The sequence below is a fragment of the Phaeobacter inhibens DSM 16374 genome, from assembly GCF_000473105.1.
GTDB lineage: Bacteria > Pseudomonadota > Alphaproteobacteria > Rhodobacterales > Rhodobacteraceae > Phaeobacter > Phaeobacter inhibens.
In genome coordinates this window covers 2,660,727-2,685,032 of record NZ_KI421498.1, presented here as the reverse complement: position 1 = coordinate 2,685,032, position 24,306 = coordinate 2,660,727, and the positions used below count along the sequence as shown (strand labels likewise).

The 24,306-nt window shown below is 56.0% G+C and carries 23 protein-coding genes; 9 read left to right on the top strand and 14 right to left on the bottom strand.

Annotated elements, in window-relative coordinates:
* Positions 1 to 8: 8 nt before the first annotated feature.
* Both ilvA and INHI_RS0116610 read right to left on the bottom strand, forming a co-directional pair.
* Positions 9 to 1,235, bottom strand: coding sequence for a threonine ammonia-lyase IlvA (ilvA, locus tag INHI_RS0116615; RefSeq protein WP_014881518.1), 1,227 nt, complete (start codon positions 1,233 to 1,235; stop codon positions 9 to 11).
* A 72-nt stretch (positions 1,236 to 1,307) separates the two neighbouring features.
* Positions 1,308 to 2,057 (bottom strand): hypothetical protein, encoded by a 750-nt coding sequence (locus INHI_RS0116610; RefSeq protein WP_027248337.1) that lies wholly within the window; start codon positions 2,055 to 2,057, stop codon positions 1,308 to 1,310.
* Between the two features lie 134 nt (positions 2,058 to 2,191).
* Here INHI_RS0116610 and INHI_RS0116605 point away from each other — a divergent pair, with 134 nt between their 5' ends.
* From INHI_RS0116605 to INHI_RS0116595, 3 genes are all read left to right on the top strand, one after another.
* Positions 2,192 to 3,418: an argininosuccinate synthase gene (locus INHI_RS0116605; protein ID WP_027248336.1), complete on the top strand. Its 1,227-nt coding sequence runs from the start codon at positions 2,192 to 2,194 to the stop codon at positions 3,416 to 3,418.
* A complete protein-coding gene (locus INHI_RS0116600) occupies positions 3,415 to 3,873 on the top strand; it encodes a DUF1810 domain-containing protein (protein WP_014881520.1) in 459 nt (152 codons plus the stop codon). The genes INHI_RS0116605 and INHI_RS0116600 overlap by 4 nt, the downstream gene beginning before the upstream one ends.
* A gap of 92 nt (positions 3,874 to 3,965) precedes the next feature.
* Entirely contained in the window at positions 3,966 to 4,250 is a 285-nt protein-coding gene (locus tag INHI_RS0116595) for an SCP2 sterol-binding domain-containing protein (RefSeq protein WP_014881521.1), read from the top strand.
* A gap of 89 nt (positions 4,251 to 4,339) precedes the next feature.
* On the opposite strand, the gene INHI_RS0116590 is transcribed toward INHI_RS0116595, so the two are convergent.
* Positions 4,340 to 5,053 (bottom strand): sulfotransferase-like domain-containing protein, encoded by a 714-nt coding sequence (locus INHI_RS0116590; RefSeq protein WP_027248335.1) that lies wholly within the window; start codon positions 5,051 to 5,053, stop codon positions 4,340 to 4,342.
* Positions 5,053 to 5,961, bottom strand: a complete 909-nt coding sequence (locus INHI_RS0116585; protein WP_027248334.1) for a D-amino acid aminotransferase — start codon at positions 5,959 to 5,961, stop codon at positions 5,053 to 5,055. Before INHI_RS0116585 ends, INHI_RS0116590 begins: the two co-directional genes overlap by 1 nt.
* A 144-nt stretch (positions 5,962 to 6,105) precedes the next feature.
* On the opposite strand from INHI_RS0116585, the gene msrA reads away from it, so the two are divergent.
* Positions 6,106 to 6,771 (top strand): peptide-methionine (S)-S-oxide reductase MsrA, encoded by a 666-nt coding sequence (gene msrA / locus INHI_RS0116580; protein WP_027248333.1) that lies wholly within the window; start codon positions 6,106 to 6,108, stop codon positions 6,769 to 6,771.
* A 78-nt stretch (positions 6,772 to 6,849) separates the two neighbouring features.
* Here msrA and INHI_RS0116575 read toward each other — a convergent pair whose 3' ends face one another.
* The gene (locus INHI_RS0116575; RefSeq protein WP_014881525.1) at positions 6,850 to 7,722 is read right to left on the bottom strand and encodes a ribokinase; all 873 of its coding nucleotides are present in this window, start codon (positions 7,720 to 7,722) and stop codon (positions 6,850 to 6,852) included.
* Positions 7,723 to 7,726: 4 nt separating this feature from the next.
* Positions 7,727 to 9,982: an NADP-dependent malic enzyme gene (locus INHI_RS0116570; protein ID WP_014876384.1), complete on the bottom strand. Its 2,256-nt coding sequence runs from the start codon at positions 9,980 to 9,982 to the stop codon at positions 7,727 to 7,729.
* A 162-nt stretch (positions 9,983 to 10,144) separates the two neighbouring features.
* On the opposite strand from INHI_RS0116570, the gene mutS reads away from it, so the two are divergent.
* Positions 10,145 to 12,760: a DNA mismatch repair protein MutS gene (mutS, locus tag INHI_RS0116565; RefSeq protein ID WP_211233573.1), complete on the top strand. Its 2,616-nt coding sequence runs from the start codon at positions 10,145 to 10,147 to the stop codon at positions 12,758 to 12,760.
* A 102-nt stretch (positions 12,761 to 12,862) separates the two neighbouring features.
* Here mutS and INHI_RS0116560 read toward each other — a convergent pair whose 3' ends face one another.
* Positions 12,863 to 13,426 carry a nucleotide exchange factor GrpE gene (locus INHI_RS0116560; RefSeq protein ID WP_014876386.1) on the bottom strand — a complete coding sequence of 188 codons (564 nt, stop codon included), beginning with the start codon at positions 13,424 to 13,426 and terminating at the stop codon, positions 12,863 to 12,865.
* 9 nt (positions 13,427 to 13,435) lie between these two features.
* On the bottom strand, positions 13,436 to 14,512 hold the full coding sequence (gene hrcA / locus INHI_RS0116555) for a heat-inducible transcriptional repressor HrcA (RefSeq protein ID WP_014876387.1): 1,077 nt from the start codon (positions 14,510 to 14,512) through the stop codon (positions 13,436 to 13,438).
* A 154-nt stretch (positions 14,513 to 14,666) separates the two neighbouring features.
* On the opposite strand from hrcA, the gene rph reads away from it, so the two are divergent.
* The 4 genes from rph to INHI_RS0116535 are packed head-to-tail and all read left to right on the top strand — an operon-like array spanning position 14,667 to position 17,498.
* On the top strand, positions 14,667 to 15,380 hold the full coding sequence (rph, locus tag INHI_RS0116550) for a ribonuclease PH (protein WP_027248331.1): 714 nt from the start codon (positions 14,667 to 14,669) through the stop codon (positions 15,378 to 15,380).
* The gene (rdgB, locus tag INHI_RS0116545; RefSeq protein ID WP_027248330.1) at positions 15,377 to 15,991 is read left to right on the top strand and encodes an RdgB/HAM1 family non-canonical purine NTP pyrophosphatase; all 615 of its coding nucleotides are present in this window, start codon (positions 15,377 to 15,379) and stop codon (positions 15,989 to 15,991) included. Before rph ends, rdgB begins: the two co-directional genes overlap by 4 nt.
* Entirely contained in the window at positions 15,984 to 17,138 is a 1,155-nt protein-coding gene (gene hemW, locus INHI_RS0116540) for a radical SAM family heme chaperone HemW (RefSeq protein ID WP_027248329.1), read from the top strand. The genes rdgB and hemW overlap by 8 nt, the downstream gene beginning before the upstream one ends.
* Positions 17,139 to 17,144: 6 nt before the next feature.
* On the top strand, positions 17,145 to 17,498 hold the full coding sequence (locus tag INHI_RS0116535; protein WP_027248328.1) for a YbaN family protein: 354 nt from the start codon (positions 17,145 to 17,147) through the stop codon (positions 17,496 to 17,498).
* Here the strand turns inward: INHI_RS0116535 and INHI_RS0116530 are convergent.
* The 6 genes from INHI_RS0116530 to rho are packed head-to-tail and all read right to left on the bottom strand — an operon-like array spanning position 17,488 to position 24,302.
* Positions 17,488 to 18,381 (bottom strand): ParB/RepB/Spo0J family partition protein, encoded by an 894-nt coding sequence (locus INHI_RS0116530; protein ID WP_027248327.1) that lies wholly within the window; start codon positions 18,379 to 18,381, stop codon positions 17,488 to 17,490. The genes INHI_RS0116535 and INHI_RS0116530 overlap by 11 nt on opposite strands.
* 20 nt (positions 18,382 to 18,401) lie before the next feature.
* A complete protein-coding gene (locus tag INHI_RS0116525; RefSeq protein WP_027248326.1) occupies positions 18,402 to 19,211 on the bottom strand; it encodes a ParA family protein in 810 nt (269 codons plus the stop codon).
* Entirely contained in the window at positions 19,204 to 19,818 is a 615-nt protein-coding gene (gene rsmG / locus INHI_RS0116520) for a 16S rRNA (guanine(527)-N(7))-methyltransferase RsmG (protein WP_027248325.1), read from the bottom strand. The genes INHI_RS0116525 and rsmG overlap by 8 nt, the downstream gene beginning before the upstream one ends.
* Entirely contained in the window at positions 19,819 to 21,693 is a 1,875-nt protein-coding gene (mnmG, locus tag INHI_RS0116515; RefSeq protein ID WP_027248324.1) for a tRNA uridine-5-carboxymethylaminomethyl(34) synthesis enzyme MnmG, read from the bottom strand.
* 12 nt (positions 21,694 to 21,705) lie between these two features.
* Entirely contained in the window at positions 21,706 to 22,998 is a 1,293-nt protein-coding gene (mnmE, locus tag INHI_RS0116510) for a tRNA uridine-5-carboxymethylaminomethyl(34) synthesis GTPase MnmE (protein WP_027248323.1), read from the bottom strand.
* Positions 22,999 to 23,030: 32 nt separating this feature from the next.
* The gene (rho, locus tag INHI_RS0116505; protein ID WP_014876396.1) at positions 23,031 to 24,302 is read right to left on the bottom strand and encodes a transcription termination factor Rho; all 1,272 of its coding nucleotides are present in this window, start codon (positions 24,300 to 24,302) and stop codon (positions 23,031 to 23,033) included.
* Between the last annotated feature and the right edge of the window lie 4 nt (positions 24,303 to 24,306).

Sequence of the window (24,306 nt, the reverse complement as noted above, 5' to 3'; positions counted from 1 at the left end):
ATACCGGCTCAGATCACAAACTGTGCCAAGGTCTCGTCGCTGGTGATGTCGGTATAGGCAAATCCAGCAGCATCCAGCCGGGCATAGAGATCAGCGAAATTCTCAGGACGCTTGGTTTCAATCCCAATCAGCACCGAGCCAAAGTTGCGCGCCGATTTCTTCATATATTCGAACCGGGCGATATCATCCTCAGGACCCAGAATGCCCAGAAACTCCTTCAGCGCGCCGGGCCGCTGCGGCAGGCGTAGGAGAAAATACTTCTTCAACCCCATGTAGCGCTGCGCGCGTTCCTTCACTTCCGGCAGGCGCTCGAAATCAAAATTGCCGCCGGAGGTCAGGCAGACCACGGTTTTGCCGCGGATCCAGGAACGTACATCACGCAGAGCCTCAATCGCCAGCGCCCCGGCAGGTTCAAGCACCACACCTTCGACGTTCAGCATCTCAAGTATTGTTGTACAGATGCGATCTTCGGCAATCGACAGCACATCGGGCAATGGGACTTGTTTCAGGACCTCAAACGGCCGTGCGCCAACACGACCAACAGCGGCGCCGTCGACAAATGTATCAACATGATCCAATGCAACGGGATGTCCTGCAGCCAGCGCCGCCCGCAGGCATGCCCCGCCAGACGGTTCCGCAAACAGGCAATGCACCCGATCTCCGAACCAACGCGCAACGCCTGACGACATGCCGCCGCCACCAACCGGCAGGATCACATGGTCCGGGGCCGCACCCAGCTGAGCCTCAATCTCCACCGCGATGGAACTTTGCCCCTCAATCACGTCATCATCGTCAAACGGTGACAGGAAATGACCACCCTCATCCGCACACCACTTCTGCGCCGCAGCCAAAGTGTCATCGAAATAATCGCCAACCAGATGGATCTCGACACTATCGCCGCCAAACATCCGGGTTTTCTGGATCTTCTGCTGTGGTGTGGTCACCGGCATAAAGATCACGCCCCGCTTGCCCAACTCGCGGCACATATAGGCGACGCCCTGCGCGTGATTGCCCGCTGACGCGCAAACAAACAGTGATTGTTCCAGCTGCTTACGCATTGCGTTGAACGCGCCACGGATCTTGTAGGACCGTACCGGGCTCAGGTCTTCTCGCTTGAGGTAAATCTCAGCGCCAAACCGCTCTGACAATAGCGCGCTGCGCTGCAGCGGTGTGGCAGGAAAAATCGCGCGCATGGCCTGTTCGGCCGCCCGGGCCTGGGTCTGAAAATCACTCATGTCACTTGAGTGACCCAACCCCGCCCCCAAGACAAGGGGGCAAGGTCAAAGCATACTGAAGAATACCGCCGATCAGATCGGCCGTTTCTCCACGTAGTAGCCATAAAGCGTGGTGAAAGCGCTGATATTCAGGATCGCAAGCACGACAGAGAAAGCTATATCAAGCACTATCGCGATCAGCACAGCATCAGCCACAAGGAACAGGATCAGTTCAGCCACGAGCTGCAGACCAAAAAGACAAAGGCCGAGGACGAACAAGGTTCCGAATGCACCGGTTGTCAGTGCCAGTGACTCGCTCACACCAATGGGTTTACCAAGCGCCGCCGCCGGTAGGATCAATGCAAACCTGTACATGAATATCGTGATCAGCGCGCCAACGGCCAACAACAGGTACAGGCCAACCATCCCGATACTCTGAACCAATGCAGACCCGATAAATGCTAGGACACCGTAGAACAGAATGGCGATAAAAAGCAGCTTGATCAAACCCAAGATATAGTTGCCCACCTCCGCTTTATGCAATGCTGGAAGCCAGCCGCGAGGATGCTCTTCCAGCAGAATGTAGCGATGCCAGGCCACCACGGTCCACGTGCCAATCAAGCCAATCACCAGCCACAGTCCAACGATGCGCCAGAGAACTGAAAAGAACATGTTGCCGTCAAACCCGCGCGCCTGAAGCCCAATATCGCCAAGCAAGCCACCGATGGCCAAATAGGCGATCGCCAACACGATCAACGCCGGAACAAGAAAGATCCGCATCAGCTGCGGGACATTCCGCTGCACCATGCTTACCGAGTGTAGAAATAGCTTCCAGCCAATCATTTATTCATACTCCAATACTGCTCAATCGCCGCGCGTGACCATAATGTGCGCGTTCAGGTTCCGATCCGGGGAAAACCTTGCCCTTCTGACAAAAACCGGGTAGGCCGCAGGCGTTCTGATCAAGAGGAAATACAATGTCCGCGCCCAAGAAAGTTGTCCTCGCCTACTCCGGCGGTCTTGATACGTCAATCATTCTGAAATGGCTGCAGACCGAATACGGTTGCGAAGTGGTGACTTTCACCGCCGATCTCGGCCAGGGTGAAGAACTGGAGCCCGCACGCCAGAAAGCCGAGCTTTTGGGTATCAAGCCGGAGAACATCTTCATCGAAGACGTACGCGAGGAATTCGTGCGGGATTTCGTCTTCCCGATGTTCCGAGCAAATGCCGTCTACGAAGGTCTCTACCTGCTGGGCACCTCCATCGCCCGCCCGCTGATCTCCAAACGCCTTGTTGAGATCGCCGAAGCCACCGGTGCCGATGCGGTCGCCCATGGCGCCACCGGGAAGGGCAACGATCAGGTCCGCTTCGAACTGGCGGCCTATGCGCTGAACCCCGAGATCAAAGTGATTGCCCCATGGCGTGAGTGGGATCTGACTTCGCGGACCCGCCTGCTGGAATTCGCAGAAGCCCACCAGATCCCTGTGGCCAAGGACAAGCGTGGCGAGGCGCCTTTCTCGGTTGATGCCAATCTTCTGCATACCTCCTCTGAGGGCAAGGTACTGGAAGATCCCGCCGTGGCCGCGCCCGACTATGTCTACCAGCGCACCGTTCATCCGGAGGACGCCCCAAACGAGGCCGAATTCATCGAGATCGGTTTCGAAAAAGGAGACGCGGTCAGCATCAACGGCGAAGCGATGTCGCCCGCGACCATCCTGACCCAGCTCAATGAATACGGCGGCAAACACGGCATCGGCCGTCTTGACCTCGTCGAGGGGCGTTTTGTCGGCATGAAGTCCCGCGGCATCTACGAAACCCCCGGCGGCACCATCCTCCTTGAGGCCCACCGTGGTATTGAATCCATCACCATGGACCGCGGCGCAATGCACCTCAAAGACCAGCTGATGCCGCAATATGCAGAGCTGATCTACAACGGTTTCTGGTACTCGCCCGAGCGCGAAATGCTGCAAGCCGCCATTGATCGCAGCCAGGAACATGTCACCGGCACCGTCCGCGTGAAACTTTACAAAGGCTCGGCAACCACGGTAGGTCGCTGGTCAGATCACTCACTCTACTCTGAAGCCCACGTGACCTTTGAGGACGACGCCGGCGCCTATGATCAGAAAGACGCCGCCGGTTTCATCCAGCTGAACGCACTGCGACTGAAGCTCCTCGCCGCCCGCGAGCGCCGGTTGAAAAAATGAGCGACCACGTCGATATCACAGACGATATAGACGACGATCTGACTGAAGAGATGGAGATGTTCGTCGAAGCGCAAGACACCGTTTGGAACGATGTCCGCGCCGAACTCTCTGCGGGAAAAAAGACGAGCCACTGGATGTGGTTCGTCTTTCCGCAACTGGCCGACCTTGGTCAGTCCCATATGGCCCAGCTCTACGGGATAGAGGACCTGGCGGAGGCAACCGCCTACCTTGCCCACCCGGTTCTGCGCACGCGATTGACCGAAGCCAGCGAATTGCTGCTGAGTCATAAGGATCGCAGCGCCCAGGATATCCTTGGCGAAACCGATGCCAAGAAACTGCGTTCCTCCATGACGCTCTTCACCTCGGTTTCTGACGCTCCACAGGTATTCAATGCAGTGTTGGAGACGTTCTTCGACGGCATCCCCTGCCCTGTCACCCATGATGCGCTTGGCTGACAGCTGACGCGACCTCCCCTTTGGTCACCCTTGCCCGCTGACACCCCGATGCCTAACCCTTGGCGCAACGAGAGACACCGAGGGGAGACATCATGGCACTACAACCATTGACGGAGGGCATCCGCGCCGGCCTGACCGGAAAAACCTTTGACGGGTCGCTGAAATTCGATTGTGGCGACGATGGTGTCATCGTCCTTGCGGATGGCGATGCTTCAATGAAGAACCGAGACACTGACTGCACTATCCGCATCAGCACCGAGAATCTGAAAAAGCTGCTTACCGGGAAATTGAACCCGATGACCGGCGTGATGATGGGGAAGCTGAAAATATCAGGTGATATGGGCGTGGCGATGAAGCTGGGCAAACTGATCAGCTAAGCGAAACACGCTTGATAGGTGTCACCTTTCCGAAAATACTCCGGGGGTGAAGCGCCAGAGGCGCGAGGGGGCAGCGCCCCCTTACCCGATCAGATTTTCTGCGCTTTCAATCGTTCATAGTAGGGCAAAGCGGCCTCAAGAACCGGCTGCAAGGTTGCAGGCACTTCAGGCAACGGCCCCTCGGGTCCTGCAAATTTGGTCGACTGCCAGACAGACCCGTACCAATGCGCCGCCCAGATGCCATCGTCCTTATGTCCCCCCATTGGCCATGATAGCATCTTCGGGGAAAACGGTATGCCAAGTCTCTCACAGAGCCGCTCCAACACCATTGCAGGATCGCTGCGGATATCATCGCTATCCACCACCACCGGCGCCTGATCCCAGCGTTTCACCAGATCAAACAGCTCAGCCTGCTGGCGAAACCCAATATCATCCAACGTAGGATTTTCCCGTTTCTCGGCATATGAGGCAATGACCCGCGCCGGATGGCGGATCAGAAACACATTTGTGACCTCGCGCATCCAGTCGCGCGGTATTCCGTCAATCATATGCTGAGTCATATGTTTTTGATAGAAAAACGGTTTTGCAGCAGGCACAGGCCCCATTAGGGACGCGGCGACAACCTCAGCGTCTCTGGACTGACTTTCCAGAATATCGGCACGCATGGGATGCTCCAGACCGGTCTGCGCCAGATAGGCCGCATAAAAGGGCTCATCCACCACAGCGCAATCGCCGCGATTGCCAAAGGCATACATCATTGCAGTCGACAGGTTGCGTGGCCCTGACCACATGGCAATCCGCATCAGGCACACTCCTGCGCGATCAGATCCTTGTACAGCGCACGCAAACGCTTGGTCACCGGCCCCATCTCGCCATCACCAATCTGCCGCCCATCGATATCACCCACCGGTGTCTGTGCCCCAAAGGTGCCGGTCAGAAACGCCTCATCAGCGCCGTAGGTATCCACCAGGGAGTAGTTGCGCTCAAACACCGGAATATCATTGGCGCGGCACAGGTCGATGACCTTCTGCCGGGTAATCCCGTTCATGCAATAGTCACCGGTCGAGGTCCAAACCGCCCCCTTGCGCACGATGAAAAAATTACAGGCATTGGTCGTATTCACGAACCCATTCACGTCCAGCATCAGCCCCTCATCGGCGCCCGCTTTCTCCGCCGCGATACAGGCCAGAATGCAGTTCAGCTTGGAATGTGAATTCAGCTTCGGATCCTGTGTCATCGGCAACCCGCGCAGATGTGGCACTGTCGCCAACCGGATCGGGCGCGGCAGGTTTGGGCGCGAATGCTCCATGATAATGGTGAACGTCGGCCCCTGCTGCGACAGCGATGGATGCTGGAACGGGCGGGTTTTAACCCCACGCGTGACCATCAGGCGCGCATGGGCATCGCTGATCATGTCATTGGCGTTTTGTGTGTCTAAAACAGCTTGTTTGACCTGATCTCGGTCCATCCCGATGTCCAGATCAATGGTCTTCGCAGCCTCAAACAAGCGGTCGAGATGTTCATCAATGAACGCCCAGGTCCCGTTGTACAGCCGCAGCCCCTCCCAGACACCATCCCCCAGCATGAAACCGCTGTCATAGACGCTGACCTTGGCCTCGGCTTTGGGAACAATCTCACCATTCAGATAGATCAGGATCTCTTCGTTGCGCTGATCTTCCTGCGCTTGATGCGTGCTCATTTTTTCGGTCATCTGCTCCTCCTGCGAGGCGCACGCTAGAAGGATTGGATCCTATTTCCAAGCGGTAACTTCCCGTCACCAAGCCGTGACAAACCATGTCATGTGATTGAGCCTGAACAACCCTCGGGCCAATGTAGCGCAACGATGGAGGCGATGATGCGTTCGACAAACACAGCAAGACCAATTGTCCTGACCCTGTTCATGCTGCTGGCCGTGGCGCTGAAAGGACATCAGGCCCACGCCCAGAATGTTGAAACCCTGACCGTCGCCGGCGGCTGTTTCTGGTGTGTTGAGAGTGATTTCGAAAGCGTCCCTGGCGTGCTCTCGGCAGTATCCGGCTACACGGGTGGCAGCACCAAATCGCCCACCTACAAACAGGTCACCGCCGGTGGCACCGGTCACTATGAGGCGGTCCAGATCCGGTTTGATCCGACCAAGGTGACGCGCGGGCAGCTGTTGTCGATGTTCCTGCGCTCGGTCGACCCCACCGACGCAGGTGGTCAGTTCTGTGACCGCGGCGACAGCTATAGGACGGCCATTTTCACTTCCGGCGCGGATCAGACATCTGTCGCCAAGGCCGCCAAATCCGAGGCGCAATCCGCACTCGGCCAAACCATCGTCACGCCAATTCTGCCAGCGACCGCTTTCTACCCTGCCGAGGCTTATCATCAGGACTACTACAAGGGTCGCAAACTGGTTCTCACGCGTTTTGGCCCCAAACGTCAGTCGGAAGCCTATAAGCGCTATCGAAAGGCCTGTGGGCGTGACGCCCGCGTGTTGCAGCTTTGGGGGGATGCAGCGCCTTTCGCAAAGGGGCATTAACAACGGCCCTGAGGTGATGAAATGGAAAAGGCGCGGGAATACACCGCGCCTTTTCCTGCTAAGAACAGGTCGTGGCGATCAGAAACGTGCGTCCTGCACCTCTTTCAAATCTGGGATCACATCTGCGGTGCCCTTACGTGTCACCATCAGCGCGGCAGCGCGATTGGCCTGTGCCAGCGCCTGCGCCATTGGCAACCCACGATCCAGACCAGACAGCACATAGCCAGTGAAAGTGTCACCCGCCCCTGTGGTATCAACCGGGACAACGGAATGCGCCGCGACGTCATGAGTGGTTCCCGCCGTCGTGTCGTAGTGGCGCGCCCCCTTGGCGCCCAACGTCACAATCACATCTGCAACGCCCAGCGCCTCAGGCGTTTTGCCTGTCGCAGCGCGCAACTGCTCAGCCTCCACCTCATTCAGGAACAGATAGTCGAGATAGGGCAAGACCGCCTGAACCGCCGCTGCATCAAACGGTGCTGCCGCATAGGCAACCTTCAACCCCAGATCACGCCCCATTTGGGCTGCCTCGGCCTGCATGTTGGTCTCGTTCTGCATCACCAGGATATCACCGGCACTGGCGGCAGACAGCGCTGCGCCAATCTGGTCTTCGCTGATCTCCCGGTTTGCGCCGGGGAATAGAATGATCTGGTTCTCGCCAGTGGGGTCAACGGCAATGATGGCGTGGCCGGTAGGCACATCCAACTGGGCGATGTGACGCGTATCGACACCGTATTCCAACAAACGCGTGACGGCCCATGCCCCCTCCGGCCCGACGGCACCCAGATGACAAACATGGCTACCGGCACGCGCAGCCGCGACCGACATATTGGCGCCTTTGCCGCCCAGATACTGCTCCAGCCCCGTCGCCGCGAGGGTTTCCCCCGCAGTCGGCATATGAGGCAGAGCATAAATCATGTCGGCATTGATTGAGCCTAGGTTCCAGATCGCCATGAGATCACCCGATATTACAGGCAGCCAGAACCGCCATGTTCAGAACATCATTTGCTGTCGAGGTGGTCGAGCAGATCTGGATCGGCTTGTCGACACCTGACAGGATCGGACCAACAACAGTTGCCCCACCCATTTCCTGCATCAGCTTGACCGAAATCGACGCGGAATGCCGCGCCGGAACGATCAGGATATTGGCTGGTCCAGTCAGGCGCTGGAAGGGATAAGCCTCCTGCGCCTTGGCGTTCAGAGCAACGTCCACAGTCATCTCGCCTTCGTACTCAAAATCGACACCACGCTGATCCAGCACTGCAGGTGCCAGATGCATTTTTTCCGCGCGCTCAGATACCGGGTAGCCAAAGGTGGAGAAGCTGACAAATGCGACCCGAGGTTCCAACCCCATATGTCGGGCAACGCCTGCAGCATGTTCCGCGATATTGGCCAGATCGTTTTCATCTGGCCATTCATGCACTAGAGTATCACCAATCAGCACGATGCGCCCCTTGTGTAGCAGCGCCGTGACGCCCGCAGATCCGTTGGTCGCATCGGCATCAAACACATGATTGATCTGATCAAGAACATGCGCTGATTTTCGGGTGGCTCCGGTGACCAACCCGTCGCCGTGACCATGGGCGAGCATCAGGGCCGAAAATACATGCCGGTCGCGCCCGACCAGACGGTGGACATCCTTGCGATCAAAGCCCTTGCGGTTCAGCCGCTCGTAAAGGAAATCCTTATAGGTCTCGAAATGCTGGGTATTGGCCGCGTTGATAATCTCCAGCTCGCGCACCGCATCGCCCAGACCTGCAGTTTCCAGCTTGCTACGCACATCCTCTGGACGACCAACAACCAGTGCTTTGCCGAAGCCGGATCGCTGATACATTACCGCCGCGCGCAGAACGCGAGGGTCGTCGCCCTCGGCAAAGATCATGCGTGATTGCGCTGCACGGGCGCGAGCGTTCAGACCACGCAGGATCGACTGGGTTGGATCCATCCGCCCACGCAGCCCATGCTCATAGGCATCCATGTCAATGATCGGACGGCGCGCAACACCTGTGTCCATCCCGACCTTTGCCACAGCAGGCGGGATCCGGTGGATCAGACGCGGATCAAATGGAGTCGGGATGATATAGTCCCGGCCAAAGGATAGCGATTTGCCGTAAGCCAGCGCCACCTCATCCGGTACATCCTCACGCGCGAGACCGGCCAGCGCATGGGCACAGGCGATTTTCATCTCGTCATTAATGGCCCGGGCGTGGATGTCCAGGGCGCCACGGAACAGATAGGGAAAGCCAAGAACGTTATTGACCTGGTTGGGGTAATCCGACCGACCAGTGGCGACAATCGCATCCACACGCACCTCATGCGCCTCCTCCGGGGTGATTTCCGGATCGGGGTTTGCCATTGCAAAGATCACCGGATTGTCCGCCATGGATTTCACCATGTCCTGTGTCACCGCCCCTTTGACAGATACGCCAAGGAACACATCAGCGTCCTGCATCGCCTCTTCCAGCGTGCGCAGATCGGTCTTGACCGCATGGGCAGACTTCCACTGGTTCATACCCTCGGTGCGACCCTGATAGATCACACCTTTGGTATCGCAGACGATGCAATTGTCATGCCGGGCGCCCATCGCCTTCAGCAGTTCAATACAGGCGATACCCGCGGCACCGGCACCGTTGAGGACGATCTTCACATCCTCGATCTTCTTGCCGGAAATATGCAACGCATTGATCAGACCGGCCGCACAGATCACCGCCGTGCCATGCTGATCATCATGGAAGACAGGAATGTCCATCTCTTCTTTGAGGCGCTGCTCAATGATGAAACACTCCGGCGCCTTGATATCCTCAAGATTGATCCCACCAAAGGTCGGCCCCATCAGACGTACCGCCTTGATGAACTCATCCGGGTCTTCGGTATCCAGCTCAATGTCGATCGAATTCACATCGGCAAACCGTTTGAACAGGACAGATTTGCCCTCCATCACCGGTTTGGAGCCCAGCGCCCCAAGATTGCCCAGCCCCAGAACCGCAGTCCCGTTGGAGATGACCGCGACCAAATTTCCCTTGTTTGTATAGTCATAGGCCGTCTCTGGATTTTCCGCGATGGCTTCGCAGGGCACAGCGACACCGGGAGAATAGGCCAATGACAGATCACGCTGCGTGGTCATCGGGACCGTTGCGTTGATCTCCCATTTGCCGGGGGTCGGTTCCAGATGGAAGGCAAGCGCCTCTTCGTTGGTAATCTTCGCTTTGGGCATTGGCTTTGGGTGTCCTCTCACTGTCCCAAGCGTCATAGCCCAGCGCGCGCCTCTTCTCAACGAAGTTGCGTTTTCACCTTTCGTCGCAGCCGCCTGATTTGTAAGGTCGCGCCAAAGAAATCCCCCATTTTACGGAGCCGAACTTTGTCCACAGTCACGCCGATGATGGCCCAATACCTCGACATCAAGGCGCAGTATCCGGATGCCCTCTTGTTCTACCGCATGGGCGATTTCTACGAGATGTTCTTTGACGATGCCGTCAACGCGGCAGAGGCACTCGACATCGCGCTGACCAAACGCGGCAAACACGATGGCAACGATATTCCGATGTGCGGTGTCCCGGTCCATGCCGCCGAGGGCTATCTGCTGACACTGATCCGAAAGGGATTTCGCGTCGCGGTCGGAGAGCAGCTGGAAAGCCCGGCAGAGGCCAAGAAGCGTGGCTCCAAATCCGTCGTGAAACGCGATGTGGTGCGGCTGGTCACACCCGGAACCATCACCGAAGATTCCCTTCTGGAGGCGCGCCGCCATAATTTCCTCACCGCCTATTGCGAGCTGCGCGATCAGGCAGCACTCGCCTGGGCGGATATCTCAACTGGCGCGTTCCATGTGATGCCGGTTGCCTCCGTCCGGGTGTCCCCTGAACTGGCCAGACTGGCGCCATCGGAGTTGATTGTCCCCGATGGTCCTGCGCTGGACCAGCTGCGCACCATTGCAGAGGACCACCAGATCCCAGTAACCCCTCTGGCAAAATCCAGCTTCGACAGCACCGCCGCTGAAAAACGCATCTGTGATCTCTTTAAGGTCTCAACATTGGAATCCTACGGCTCTTTCAGCCGGGCAGAGATTTCGGCCATGGGCGCGGTCATCGACTATCTCGACATCACACAGAAGGGTAAGCTACCGCTGCTTCAGCCCCCGCAGCAGGAGGCTGAGGATCGTGTGGTGCAGATTGATGCTGCAACCCGTCGCAGTCTGGAGCTCACCCGCGCGCTGACCGGTGGTCGCGGTGGTTCGCTGCTTGCAGTGGTGGACCGGACTGTTACCCCCGCTGGCGGTCGGCTTCTGGAACAACGGCTGTCCAGCCCCTCGCGTAATCTTGATGTGATCCGAGCCCGGTTGACGGCGCTGGACTTCGTGGTGGGACAGATACAACTCGCCCAGTCGCTACGCACGGCACTGCGCAAAACACCCGATCTGGATCGGGCCCTGTCCCGGCTTGCTCTGGATCGCGGCGGCCCCCGGGACCTGGCCGCCGTACGCAACACGCTGATCCAGGCCGAGGCAATTTCCGATCTCTGTAACAAAGCCGATATGCCAGCACTATTGCAGCAGGCACGCTCAGGGCTCACCGGATTTGATGCTCTGCTGCCCCTGCTTGACGCCGCGCTGATTACAGAGCCGCCCCTCTTAGCCCGCGACGGCGGATTTATTGCAGAAGGCTACGACAGCGAACTGGACGAGGCGCGCACGCTGCGTGACGAAGGGCGCTCCGTTATTGCGGCACTGCAAAAGAAATACTCCGATCACACAGGTATCAACTCACTAAAAATCAAGCACAACAATGTGCTCGGCTACTTCATAGAAACAACCGCAACCCATGCAGAGAAAATGCTCTCTGCCCCTCTGTCGGAAACCTATATTCACCGCCAGACAACAGCCAATCAGGTTCGGTTCACAACGGTCGAGTTGAGCGAAATCGAGACCCGTATTCTGAATGCCGGGAATCTGGCACTGGAAATTGAAAAGCGGCTCTATACAAGGCTATCAGACGCTATCCTGGCAGATGCGGCCCTATTGAATGCAGCGGCCCGGGGACTGGCGGAACTGGACCTGATCACCGCATTGGCCGATCTCGCCCTGGGTGAGAACTGGTCCTGCCCAACTGTAGACAACTCGCGGGAATTCAATATTTCCGGAGGGCGGCACCCCGTTGTGGAACAGGCCTTGCGGCAACAGGGCGGTAGTAGCTTCGTTGCAAATGACTGTGATCTGACCGCTGATACAGGGGCCGCCATCTGGCTGCTGACCGGCCCCAACATGGCCGGTAAATCAACGTTTCTGCGCCAGAACGCCCTGATTGCCATCCTTGCCCAAATGGGGAGCTACGTCCCAGCCGACAGCGCCCATATCGGCCTGATCAGCCAGTTGTTCAGCCGGGTTGGTGCCTCCGACGATCTCGCTCGCGGACGCTCGACCTTCATGGTTGAGATGGTTGAAACCGCTGCGATCCTCAATCAGGCTGATGATCGCGCACTGGTTATCCTCGACGAAATCGGGCGAGGCACAGCGACCTATGACGGGCTGTCAATCGCCTGGGCCACGCTGGAACATCTGCATGAGGTCAATCGCGCCCGCGCGCTGTTTGCAACCCATTACCACGAACTCACCCAACTCGCCGGTAAGCTGCCCGGCGTCGACAATGCCACCGTTTCCGTCAAGGAATGGAAAGGTGAGGTCATCTTTCTGCACGAGGTTAAAAAAGGGGCTGCAGATCGCTCCTACGGCGTACAGGTCGCGCAGCTTGCCGGCCTGCCCGGCTCGGTTGTTGCGCGGGCTCGGGACGTTCTGGATATGCTGGAAGAGGGCAGCCGCAGTGGCGCTGGCAAAATCCAGATCGACGATCTCCCCCTCTTCGCAGCGGCTCCACCGCCTCAAGCAGCAGCACCAGTCGGACCCTCACTGATCGAAACGCTTCTGGACGATATTCATCCCGATGATCTCTCACCACGGGAAGCACTGGAAGCACTCTATCGCCTGAAAGAGGCCGCGAACTGAGACAGAAAAGCGGCCTCCTCGGATAAGCAAGGGGCCGCTTGTCATCTTTCCAAAAATACTCGCGCCGCAGGCACGGGCCACAAGGCCCGTCGATACTGCGGATCAGCTCGCAGGCGTCGAGGAGACACCAACCTGCGCCGGGCGCAGCAAACGGTCGTGCAGCATGAACCCTTCGGCGGAGACCTGGATGATGTCGCCGGCTTTGGTGCCGGGCACCGGGGCCTCGAACATGGCCTCATGCACCTGCGGATCGAATCTCTGACCAACTTCCGGCGCGATCACCTGCATACCGTGCTTTTCAAACACACCAAGCAACGCACGCATGGTCAGTTCCACACCTTCAATCAAGGCAGCGGAAACTTCGCGCTGTTCATCGCTTGCGGCTTCGATCGCACGTTTCATGTTGTCGTAAACCGGCAGCATGTCCCGCGCCAGTTTAGAACCACCATACTGCTCAGCTTCGCGGCGTGCCTTGTCACCGCGCTTGCGTGCGTTCTCCGCATCAGCCAAGGCCCGCATGAACCGATCTTTCAGCTCATCCCGTTCGGCCCGCAGGCTATCAAGCTCCAGCGCTGCATCATCAAATTCTTCAGTCTGCGCAGAGAGCTCCTCTGCTTCGGCTTCTGTGATGTCGTCCAAAAAATCGTCGTTCTTGGGCTCTGCCATATCTCACCTCTAACTCCGGTCGGAAAGCAGCTTCCCGACCAGTTGCGCCGTATAGTCCACGATCGGCACGATCCGGCCGTAATTCAGGCGGGTCGGGCCAATGACACCCACCGCACCAATGATCTTTCGATCCGCGTTCATATAGGGAGACACCACCAAAGAGGAACCCGAAAGTGAAAAAAGTTTGTTCTCCGAACCGATAAAAATGCGCACACCTTCACCATCTTCGGTCAGTTGAAGAAACTCTTCGATATCGCGTTTGCGTTCCAGGTCATCAAACAGGTTTCGGATCCGGTCCAACTCCTCCGCAGCCCCGCCGTCCGATAGGAGATTCGACCGGCCACGCACGATCAGCCGCGCAGAATCGCTGCCGTCATCTTCCCAGGCCGCCAAGCCGCTTTCGATCATTTCACGGGCCAAGACATCTATCTGCTGCTGCCGGGCCTTGATCTCTTCCTGAATGGCACCGCGCACATCACCTAATGTCCGTCCCTCAATCAGCGCATTGAGGAAATTCGCCGCCTCTCGCATTGAGCTGGGCGTCTGCCCGGGCGGTGGCGTGAACAGGCGGTTTTCCACGTGACCGTCTGAAAACACCAGCACGACCAGCGCCCGATCATGGGCCAAAGTGACAAATTCAATATGGCGGATTTCGGCCTCATGTTTCGGTGTCAGCACCAGAGAGGCACCCTGTGTCACCCCCGACAGGGCCGAACCCACACGATCCAGCATGCCTGCCAGACCCGCAGATCCACCGCCCGCAGTCCCGCCCATGGTCTCATCAATCCTCTGACGGTCCTGGGTGTTCAAGTCCCCAACTTCAAGCAGGCCGTCCACAAACATCCGCAATCCGACCTGTGTCGGAACCCGACCAGCGCTGGTGTGCGGACTGTTCAACAGCCCAAGATGCTCCAGATCCTGCATCACGTTGCGCACGGTAGCAGCGCTCACCTTCTCATTCAGGGATCGCGTCAGAGTCCGGCTGCCAACGGGATCTCCCGTCTCAAGATAGGATTCCACGACCGCACGGAACACATCCCGTGACCGATCGTTCATATCCTTCAATATGTCGGTACTGCTGTTCATCGCATTCTATGTGTGGTCACTGCCGAAGTTCCGCAAGCCTTGGCTCCCTGTCCTACAGTTGTCATTAAAGAGCGCAGCACCAAAAGGTCAATCATGCTTGCATAGCCAACCCTGCGGACGCTATCCCGATTGGTAAGCAAATAAAGGATGACCCATGCGACCCTCCGGACGAGACCTAGACCAAATGCGCGCCGTTTCCATCGAAACCGGCTTCACCAAACACGCTGAGGGATCCTGCCTGATCAAGATGGGCGACACCCATGTGCTCTGCACTGCCACCATTGAGGATCGTGTGCCGCCGTTTATCAAAGGCTCAGGTCTCGGTTGGGTGACCGCTGAATATGGTATGCTGCCCCGCGCGACTAACACCCGTATGCGCCGCGAAGCCGCGATGGGCAAACAGGGCGGCCGCACCGTCGAAATCCAGCGCCTTATCGGTCGCGCGCTGCGCGCCGGCGTCGATCGCGTTGCACTCGGCGAGCGCCAGATCAGCATCGACTGTGATGTGCTACAGGCCGACGGCGGCACCCGGTGCGCCTCCATCACCGGCGGTTGGGTCGCGCTGCGCCTTGCAGTGAACAAGCTGATGAAAACCGGCGAGGTCAAGATTGATCCCCTCGTTGATCCTGTGGCCGCAGTTTCCTGCGGCATCTACGCAGGTCAGCCCGTACTGGACCTTGACTACCCGGAAGATTCCGAGGCCGGCGTCGATGGCAACTTCATTATGACCGGGTCGGGCCAACTCATCGAAGTGCAGATGTCCGCGGAAGGATCCATGTTCAGCCGTGAGCAGATGAACACGTTGATGGACCTTGCAACCAAGGGCACCGCCGAGCTGGCAGAACTGCAGAAGGCAGCCTGCGTATGACCCGTAAATTTGTCGGCGACCGGCTGCTGGTCGCCACACATAACAAGGGTAAACTGGAGGAGATGAAACATCTTCTCCACCCCTTCGGTGTGACTGTCGTCGGCGCCGGCGAGATGGATCTTCCAGAACCGGCCGAAACCGAGGATACATTTGTCGGAAATGCCCGGATCAAGGCTCATGCGGCCGCTAAGGCGACCGGTCTGCCCGCCTTGTCTGATGACTCGGGTATCACCATTGACGCGCTCGACGGCGCCCCGGGAGTGTATACCGCCGACTGGGCAGAAACCGGTGATGGCCGCGATTTCATGATGGCCATGACCCGTGCTCATAATGAGTTGGAAGCCAAGGGTGCGGCCCACCCTCGCCTTGCACAATTCCGCTGCACGCTGGTTCTTGCCTGGCCTGATGGTCATGATGAGGTATTCGAAGGCGTGATGCCCGGCCAGCTGGTCTGGCCCATTCGCGGTAAGGACGGATTCGGCTATGATCCAATGTTCCAGCCAGACGGGCATACCCAGACCTGCGCCGAAATGGATCGCTGGGCCAAAAACAAGATCAGCCATCGCGGCCAGGCAGTCGCGAAATTTGTAGAGGCATGTTTCGGTGGATGATTGGCGCAACGGGGGGTTTGGCCTGTATGTGCATTGGCCCTTCTGTCAGGCCAAATGCCCCTATTGCGATTTCAACAGTCATGTCACCGCGCAAATTGACCAAACCAGATGGGCTGCAGCCTATCGTGCTGAGATGCTACGCGCGGCACCTGCTCTGTCTGGTCGCGTCCTGAATACGATTTTTTTCGGGGGCGGAACACCTTCGCTGATGCACCCCGATACTGTGGCCACAATCATCGAGACAGCTCGAGAAATATGGCCTTTTTCCAACGACATAGAGATCTCTCTTGAAGCAAACCCAACCTCAGTCGAGGCAGGTCGCTTTACGGGTTACCGAGATGCTGGCGTCAACCGAATTTCTATGGGTATTCAAGCGCTTAACGATGGTGATCTACACCGCCTCGGACGGATGCACAGCGTTTCTGAGGCGCAAAATGCCTTTGATGTGGCTCGAAAGTGCTTTGACAGAGTTAGTTTTGACCTAATCTACGCCCGTCAGGGCCAAACACTGGTCGGCTGGCAACAGGAACTTGACCAAGCCTTATCTATGGCGATCGACCACCTGTCCCTCTATCAATTGACCATTGAGGAAGGCACCGCATTTGGGGATCGCTACGCGCGGGGGAAATTACGCGATCTTCCAAGCGACGATAACGCCGCTGATATGTATCTCGCCACGCAGGAGATCTGCGACAAACATGGCCTGCCCGCCTATGAGGTCTCCAACCACGCGCGTCCCGGCGCGGAGTCGCGGCACAACCTGATTTATTGGCGCTATGGCGATTACCTTGGTATCGGACCGGGGGCCCATGGGCGCTTAACTCTTGACGGGACCAGATACGCGACTGAAACCTATCTGCAACCTGGAGCTTGGCTTGCTGCTGCAGAAAATCACACCGGTGAGTGTTCGCGAATCCCACTTACCCCTGAAGATGCTGGTGCTGAATACCTCATGATGGGGATGCGATTGGTTGAGGGACTCGATTTAGATCGGTTTCGTGCCATTTCAGGTCGTACTCTTTCTTCGGAGCGTATCTCTAATCTCCGAGAAATCGGCATGGTGGAGCTCTCTGACAATCGTATTCAGGCAACTGACGCCGGTCGCGCGGTATTGAATGCGGTACTCCGCGATCTACTGGTGGAGTGACAACTGATGCGACTTCTCTACGCTGGGCTTGGGCTTTTATGCGTTGGGTTGGCGCTCGTCGGAGTGGCGCTTCCCCTCTTACCAACCGTTCCGTTTCTGCTGCTCGCCAGTTTTTTCTTTGCCAACTCTTCCGAACGCCTGCACGACTGGATCCTGAACCATCGACTGTTTGGCCCAATGATTCAGGACTGGCATGAACGAGGCGCCATCCGACCTTCTGCAAAAAAGGCGGCAACTTTCTCAGTTGCCGCCGTGTTCGGTTTGTCGGTTATTCTCTCTGCACCAAGTCACGTCCTGATCATCCAGGCCATCACGCTCAGCGCAGTGATGATATTCATCTGGTCACGACCTAACGGCTGAGACGTCCACAAAGATCATCCAGCTCATCCAGAGATGTGTAGCTGATCGACAAAACACCGCTTTCACCGCCGGCGCGATGATCAATCGACACCTTCATACGCAACGCGGCTGAGAGGTCAGCCTCCAAGGCGCGCGTATCCGCATCTTTCTCAGCTGTTTTATTCGCCGAACGTGCTGTTGCGACTTGCAAGCCGGCCGCGTCCTTCTTCACCAATGCCTCGGTGGCACGCACTGAGAGACCGCCTTTGACAATTTTCTTCGCCAAATCTGACGCATTGTCGGAAGTGATGAGCGCGCGGGCATGGCCAGCTGAAAGACGACGCTCTTGAACCAAAGACTGTACGTCATCCGGCAGATGCAAGAGTCTGACCAGATTGGCAATATGGCTCCGGCTCTTACCAAGTGCTTCTGCCATTTTTTCTTGCGTATGGCCAAATTTGTCCATCAGCTGCTTATAGCTCTGCGCCTCCTCCATCGCATTGAGGTCAGAGCGTTGAATATTCTCGATAATGGCAACTTCCATCATCTCGACATCGGAATAGTCCCGAATGATAACCGGAACTTCGTGCAGTTGTGCGCCTTGAGCGGCACGCCAGCGGCGTTCACCGGCAACAATCTCATACTGCCCACCAGGACGCGGCCGCACGATAAGGGGCTGAAGAACCCCCTTTTCTCGAATGGATGCGGTCAGATCGTCCAGATCTTCTTGCAGGAACTGGCGACGCGGCTGATCCGGGTTCGCGATAACTTTTTCGATAGGCACCATGACTTCGGTGCTTCTGATTGCCTGTTTTTCTGTGCTAACAGGTTCCGGGTTCACATCCGCCATTAGAGCTGACAAGCCTCTTCCCAATCCTCTGGGTTTGTTTTTCTTTTCTGACATTACTGCGCCTCCAGCTGTCGTTAGGCTGCGAGTTTCTGATGTCTCGCAATCAGTTCTTCTGCAAGGGCGCGATACGCATTCGCCCCAAGCGAGTTCGTGTCATAGTTCAACACCGGCAACGCATAAGACGGCGCCTCGCTGACACGTACATTTCGAGGGATTTTAGTTTCAAAGACCAATTCCCCCAGATGCCCACGGGCATCCTGTTCCACCTGCTGAGACAGGTTATTCCGCCGATCGTACATCGTCAGAACAATTCCCTCGATCCGCAAGTTCGGGTTCGCGGTCTGACGCACCTCACGAATTGTGAGCATCAACTGTGAAACCCCTTCAAGTGCAAAAAACTCACTCTGTAGCGGGACCAAGACTGAATGGGCTGCAACCATGGCGTTGACTGTCAATAGGTTCAGCGATGGTGGGCAGTCGATCAGGACATAATCCCAGTCATAATCATCCATTGCCGGCTGACGTAACGCATCGTGCAGTAGGAAGCTGCGCTTTTCATTTGTAAAAAGCTCGATATCCGCTGAACTCAGGTCAATCGTTGCTGGAATGATGCAAAGATCTTCGATCTCCGTCTCGCGAATAACGTCATTTAGTGCAACGTCATCTACAAGAAGATCATAGGTTGTACGGGTGCGATCTGTCACTTCAATCCCAAGACCCGTTGAGGCATTACCCTGCGGATCCAAATCTACAACAAGGACTCGATATCCGGTCTCAACTAAGGCTGCTGCCAGGTTGATCGCGGTCGTCGTTTTACCAACCCCACCCTTTTGATTGGCCACTGCAATTATTCGAGGCCCAGCCGGCCGGGACAAATCAGACACGCGTTACTCCCCTGATTTCTAAAACAACCGCCTCGGGTTCAGTCCAACTATTAGTGGATTTCAGGTCGAATTGCCATTGGCTCCGCGCGTTATCCACTTCTTTTTTCCACTGTATTCCTTTGGAGAAAAGCGCAATTCCTCCCGGTTGGAGGTGTCTCTCGGCAAAGCCAAGCAACGTTGTAAGATCAGCCAATGCGCGTGCTGAAATAACATCAGCCGCCATCGGTGGCACCTTTTCGATCCGCTCTGACACAACTTTTGCATTCGCTCCGCATTCGCGAATCGCCGTGCGAAGAAAGGCGCACTTCCGTTGATCGCTCTCGATCAAAGTAATCACGCAATCTGGCGCACGCTCAACCGCGAGAATCGCAACGACGACTCCTGGAAACCCGCCACCACTCCCGATATCAAGCCAAGTTTGCGGAAAATCGATTCCTTGGCAGATTTGAACAGAGTCCACAATATGACGGCCCCAGACATCATCCAAAGTCGACTTCGCAATCAGATTTATTTTAGGAGACCATTTCTTGACGAGACTTTCATAGTGTTTAAGGCGGTCATATGTTTCACGTGAAACATGCGCCTCTCCGATCTTCACCTCACTCATTTAAGCTGTCTTCCCTTGGCTGTCCGTGGCACCACGGCGCAGCCGTGCCAAGATCAATGCCAACGCCGCAGGTGTCATCCCGTCAACCCTCCCCGCTTGGGCAAGTGTTTCCGGTCGTGATTTTTCAAGTTTCCCACGTAGTTCATTCGATAGACCCTCGAAATCGTAAGAAAAATCAGGTGGAATACGATACCCTTCATCACGCTTCAAAGCCTCAATCTCTCGTTTCTGACGGATGATATAATTAGCGTAAAGCGCGTCTCGCTCGATCTGACGGCGAATAGGATCTTCGCAGGTTTCCAGATCGGGAAGCAGGCGCAAAATATCCTCGAATGCGACGTCAGGAAACGCCAATACATCAGTCGCGGTCCGTCTGTTTCCGTCCTGGTTTACTGCGATACCGGCTTCATTGATTTCTTTCGGCGTAAATTGGCGGGTATCCATCTTGGCTCGTGCTTCTTCAAGTTTTTCCATCTTTCTGGAAAAAAGCTCACAACGCACCTCACCGACACATCCTAGATTGGAACCAATACCAGTTAACCGCTGATCAGCGTTATCTGCACGCAATGATAGTCTGAATTCAGCTCGGGAGGTGAACATTCTATATGGCTCGGTCACGCCATTGGTGGTGAGATCATCCACCATCACGCCAATATAGCTATCAGATCGGCTAAACGTGACCGGTTCCATTTCCTTTGAATAGCGCGCAGCATTCAATCCAGCTACAAGCCCCTGTGCCGCAGCCTCCTCATATCCGGTGGTACCGTTAATCTGCCCCGCAAGATACAGACCTTGATAGGACTTTAGGGCCAGATCTAGTCCCAGCGCGCGCGGATCTACATAATCATATTCAATCGCATACCCGGGCTGCAAGATAACAGCATCTTCCAATCCGACAATAGAGCGCACATAGCGTTCCTGAACATCAAGTGGCAGACTTGTCGAAATCCCATTCGGATAGACCGTATGATCATCCACGCCCTCCGGTTCGAGGAAGATCTGATGACTTGTCTTATCTGAGAAGCGCACAACCTTATCTTCGATCGACGGACAATAGCGCGGACCCACACCGTCGATATGTCCACCATACATGGCAGATCTTTCCAGATTATCGCGGATAATGTCATGTGTATGCGTATTGGTGTGTGTAATGCCACATACGACTTGAGACGCCGATACGGATGTCGTCAGAAAGCTGAAAAACGTCGGATCGTCATCTCCGGGTTGCCCCTCCAGCTTTTCCCAGGCAATTGTACGCCCATCCAGCCGTGGTGGCGTACCCGTCTTTAGCCGCCCTAATTGCAGATCAAAGCTGTCGAGCCGTTCTGCGAGGCGGACAGATGGCCTATCCCCCATACGTCCACCAGGCTTAGATACATCACCTATGTGAATGACACCTCTCAGGAACGTTCCGGATGTCAAAATCACAGCACGGCTTGTGATTTCACTCTCGTCGGCAAGACGTACGCCACGGATTTTGTCACCTTTCATAAGGAAATCGACAACTTCACCAGTGACAATATCAAGATTGGGTTGTGCTTCGATTTCCGCCAACATCTCACGACGATAGATCTTACGATCGGATTGCGCCCTCGGGCCCTGCACAGCGGGCCCTTTCCGTCTATTCAGGAGACGGAATTGTATGCCAGCTTTGTCAGCGACACGCCCCATAACGCCGTCAAGCGCATCAATCTCTCGAACCAAATGACCTTTCCCCAATCCGCCAATTGCCGGATTGCAGGACATCACACCAATGCCGTCCTTGGTGAGGGTTACGAGAGCCGTTTTTACGCCCATCCGGGCGGCCGCATGCGCTGCCTCGGTTCCTGCGTGCCCGCCACCGACAACGACCACATCGTAATTTGGATGTTTCACGTGAAACACTCCCTACTTTCCCAAGCAAAAACTGGAGAAGATTTCATCCAACAGGTTTTCAACCCCAACACGGCCAACAAGCATCTCCAGGGAGCGAATGGCCGAACGCATATCTTCAGCAGCAACATCATAAAACTCAGGGCCATACCTTAGCACATCTTGCGCGGACTGAAGCCGGTCATATGCCGTCTTCATTGTCTCTCGATGTCGTGCGCGAGTTGCAATACCCACCTTACCAGCGCGATTCCGCAGTACTTTGGTGATATCTGCAATTAGCATATCTATGCCCTGTCCCGTTTTTCCGGAAACCGCCTTTTGAGGAACACCATCACCGACGAGATCAGCCTTGGGTGCGACGACAATATCATCCTCAGAGATGTCGATATCAATTGCAGTTCGATCTTCGGTCAAAAATACGCGCAGATCAGCCTTCTCTGCGCGTTCTTTCGCCATTTTAATACCGATCCCCTCGACATGATCATCAGTCTCGCGCAGGCCGGCAGTATCGAGAAGAGTTACCGGCAGCCCGGAAAGATCCATTCTTACTTCGATTACGTCCCGAGTGGTCCCGGCATATTCAGACGTGATCGCAGCCTCACGACCGGCCAAAGCGTTAAGTAGAGTTGATTTCCCAACGTTTGGTGCACCAATGATCGCGACCTCAAAACCGCTGCGTATCCGTTCAGCCATTTTTACGCCGGCAATTTGAGGTTCCAGATCCGCCGTCACGCCGGCCAGAAGTTCTTTGACTTCCTTCGTTACATCAACCGGGACGTCTTCATCAGCGAAGTCAATCGTCACCTCAATCAGCGATGCCGCGCGAATGAGATCTTTTCGCCAGCGCTCAGCGAGGTCGGCCAACCCGCCGGCTAGGACGGCTTGCGCCTGTACCCGTTGCGCTTCGGTTTCGGCATCAATCAGGTCCGCCAATGCTTCAACTTGGGAGAGGTCCAGCTTACCGTTTTCAAGAGCACGGCGCGTAAATTCACCAGGGTCAGACAGCCGCACGTCCTCGAACTGGCCCAGCAGATCAAGCATTGCGCTGACAACCGAAGTACTACCATGCACCTGAAATTCAACAGTATCTTCACCAGTAAAGCTATTCGGGCCGGTAAAGGTAAGCAGTAGAGCTTCGTCTATACGTGCTCCGCTGCAATCAGAAAGAACGCGTAAAACCCTGCCAGGACGGGGCAAATCACCGCCACTGATGACAGAAGCGGTGCTAATGGCCTTTGGGCCAGACAGGCGAATAACAGAAACGCCGGCCTTCCCTTGGGCGGAGGCCAGCGCAAAGATCGTGTCCATCAGATGACCTTCCTTTCGTGCCGGCCCGTCTATTAGGTGTTCATTGAGTCGAAGAACTCAGAATTTGTCTTTGTTTGCTTTAACTTAGACAAAAGGAATTCAATCGCATCGGTAGTGCCCATTGGGTTTAGAATCCGGCGAAGCACAAATGTCTTTGCAAGATCCCCTTTGTCAACGAGCAGGTCCTCTTTCCGTGTACCGGATTTGAGAATGTCGATCGCCGGGAATACACGTTTGTCCGCAATCTTCCGGTCGAGGACGATTTCAGAGTTACCGGTTCCTTTGAATTCTTCAAAGATCACTTCATCCATCCGGCTACCAGTATCGATCAGTGCCGTGGCGATGATCGTCAAAGAACCACCTTCTTCGATATTTCGGGCTGCACCAAAGAATCGTTTGGGACGTTGCAGCGCGTTTGCATCAACACCACCAGTCAAGACTTTACCAGAAGATGGCACCACTGTGTTGAATGCCCTACCAAGTCTTGTGATAGAGTCTAGAAGAATAACAACATCTCGTTTATGCTCCACCAGACGCTTGGCCTTCTCGATCACCATTTCGGACACCGCAACGTGCCGCGTCGCAGGTTCGTCGAAGGTGGAGGACACGACCTCACCCTTAACCGAGCGCTGCATATCGGTGACCTCTTCCGGACGTTCGTCGATCAGGAGAACGATCAGATAGCATTCCGGATGATTCTTCGCGATGGAATGCGCGATGTTCTGGAGAATAACTGTCTTACCGGTCCGCGGTGGCGCCACGATCAGGGATCGCTGGCCTTTACCAATCGGGGAGACCAAATCGATCACGCGGGCAGAGCGATCTTTGATGGTCGGATCTTCGATCTCCATCTTCAGGCGTTCATCAGGATAGAGCGGTGTCAGGTTGTCAAAGGCGATCTTGTGACGGGCCTTCTCCGGTTCTTCGAAGTTGATCTTGGTGACATTTGTCAGCGCAAAATACCGTTCGTTTTCCAGCGGCGATTTGATCTGACCGTCGACCGTGTCACCAGTCCGTAGCGCATACTGACGAATCATATCGGGCGAGACATAGATATCATCAGGACCGGGCAGATAGTTGGCCTCAGGCGATCTCAGGAAACCGAATCCATCCTGCAGAACCTCAAGCACACCATCGCCGGCAATTTCCCAGCCCTCATCCGCACGTTCGCGGAGAATCTGGAACATCATCTCGCCCTTGCGCATGGTGGAGGCGTTTTCGATCTCCAGCTCTTCTGCCATGGACAACAGGTCCTTAGGGCTCTTTGCCTTAAGATCGGAAAGGTTCAGGGATTGAACGGTCATATAT

What these genes read in the sequence shown, in the direction of transcription:
- ilvA (WP_014881518.1), bottom strand. Translation starts at nt 1,235, where the DNA reads ATGAGTGATTTTCAGACCCAGGCCCGGGCGGCCGAACAGGCCATGCGC.
- INHI_RS0116610 (WP_027248337.1), bottom strand. Translation starts at nt 2,057, where the DNA reads ATGATTGGCTGGAAGCTATTTCTACACTCGGTAAGCATGGTGCAGCGG.
- INHI_RS0116605 (WP_027248336.1), top strand. Translation starts at nt 2,192, where the DNA reads ATGTCCGCGCCCAAGAAAGTTGTCCTCGCCTACTCCGGCGGTCTTGAT.
- INHI_RS0116600 (WP_014881520.1), top strand. Translation starts at nt 3,415, where the DNA reads ATGAGCGACCACGTCGATATCACAGACGATATAGACGACGATCTGACT.
- INHI_RS0116595 (WP_014881521.1), top strand. Translation starts at nt 3,966, where the DNA reads ATGGCACTACAACCATTGACGGAGGGCATCCGCGCCGGCCTGACCGGA.
- INHI_RS0116590 (WP_027248335.1), bottom strand. Translation starts at nt 5,053, where the DNA reads ATGCGGATTGCCATGTGGTCAGGGCCACGCAACCTGTCGACTGCAATG.
- INHI_RS0116585 (WP_027248334.1), bottom strand. Translation starts at nt 5,961, where the DNA reads ATGACCGAAAAAATGAGCACGCATCAAGCGCAGGAAGATCAGCGCAAC.
- msrA (WP_027248333.1), top strand. Translation starts at nt 6,106, where the DNA reads ATGCGTTCGACAAACACAGCAAGACCAATTGTCCTGACCCTGTTCATG.
- INHI_RS0116575 (WP_014881525.1), bottom strand. Translation starts at nt 7,722, where the DNA reads ATGGCGATCTGGAACCTAGGCTCAATCAATGCCGACATGATTTATGCT.
- INHI_RS0116570 (WP_014876384.1), bottom strand. Translation starts at nt 9,982, where the DNA reads ATGCCCAAAGCGAAGATTACCAACGAAGAGGCGCTTGCCTTCCATCTG.
- mutS (WP_211233573.1), top strand. Translation starts at nt 10,145, where the DNA reads ATGATGGCCCAATACCTCGACATCAAGGCGCAGTATCCGGATGCCCTC.
- INHI_RS0116560 (WP_014876386.1), bottom strand. Translation starts at nt 13,426, where the DNA reads ATGGCAGAGCCCAAGAACGACGATTTTTTGGACGACATCACAGAAGCC.
- hrcA (WP_014876387.1), bottom strand. Translation starts at nt 14,512, where the DNA reads ATGAACAGCAGTACCGACATATTGAAGGATATGAACGATCGGTCACGG.
- rph (WP_027248331.1), top strand. Translation starts at nt 14,667, where the DNA reads ATGCGACCCTCCGGACGAGACCTAGACCAAATGCGCGCCGTTTCCATC.
- rdgB (WP_027248330.1), top strand. Translation starts at nt 15,377, where the DNA reads ATGACCCGTAAATTTGTCGGCGACCGGCTGCTGGTCGCCACACATAAC.
- INHI_RS0116535 (WP_027248328.1), top strand. Translation starts at nt 17,145, where the DNA reads ATGCGACTTCTCTACGCTGGGCTTGGGCTTTTATGCGTTGGGTTGGCG.
- INHI_RS0116530 (WP_027248327.1), bottom strand. Translation starts at nt 18,381, where the DNA reads ATGTCAGAAAAGAAAAACAAACCCAGAGGATTGGGAAGAGGCTTGTCA.
- rsmG (WP_027248325.1), bottom strand. Translation starts at nt 19,818, where the DNA reads ATGAGTGAGGTGAAGATCGGAGAGGCGCATGTTTCACGTGAAACATAT.
- mnmE (WP_027248323.1), bottom strand. Translation starts at nt 22,998, where the DNA reads ATGGACACGATCTTTGCGCTGGCCTCCGCCCAAGGGAAGGCCGGCGTT.
- rho (WP_014876396.1), bottom strand. Translation starts at nt 24,302, where the DNA reads ATGACCGTTCAATCCCTGAACCTTTCCGATCTTAAGGCAAAGAGCCCT.